Source organism: Paraburkholderia sp. RL17-373-BIF-A (genome assembly GCF_046030175.1).
GTDB lineage: Bacteria > Pseudomonadota > Gammaproteobacteria > Burkholderiales > Burkholderiaceae > Paraburkholderia.
In genome coordinates, this window is the sequence record NZ_JARESO010000441.1 from 1 (window position 1) to 425 (window position 425).

At 57.4% G+C, this 425-nt stretch carries 1 pseudogene; it reads left to right on the forward strand.

Annotated elements, in window-relative coordinates:
* Window positions 1–155: 155 nt before the first annotated feature.
* Window positions 156–425, forward strand: a pseudogene (locus P0D80_RS51275) (transposase); the annotation flags it as partial.

The window sequence follows — 425 nt, forward strand, 5'->3', positions numbered from 1 at the left end:
CGGCAATACGACGGCGATGAGAGTGGCGTTGCCAAGGGTGGACAGAATTGAGCTTAGTTGCGGCCGCAGCTATCAAACACATCCACGCATGCAAGTGAGGTCGGTCGAAAAAAGTAGAGGCCAACGTTTCGTACAATCGTGAAACGGGGGCATGGATGAATCGAATTCCCAAGGCGGTCTACACGAGCGAATTTCGTGAGCAGGCAGTCAAGCTGGCGCTCACCGAAGGTGTCGGTGTTTCGGAGGCGGCACGTCGGCTGTCGGTTCCGCTGAAGACGTTGGCGAACTGGGTCCCGTTCGGCCAAAGCGGGCAAGCTGCAGGAGGTCGGCAAGGAGCAAAAGCCGCAGACCGAACTTCAAGCCGAGCTGGCACGCGTCCAGCGGGAACTGGCGGAAGTGAAGATGGAGTGCGATCTCTTAAAAAA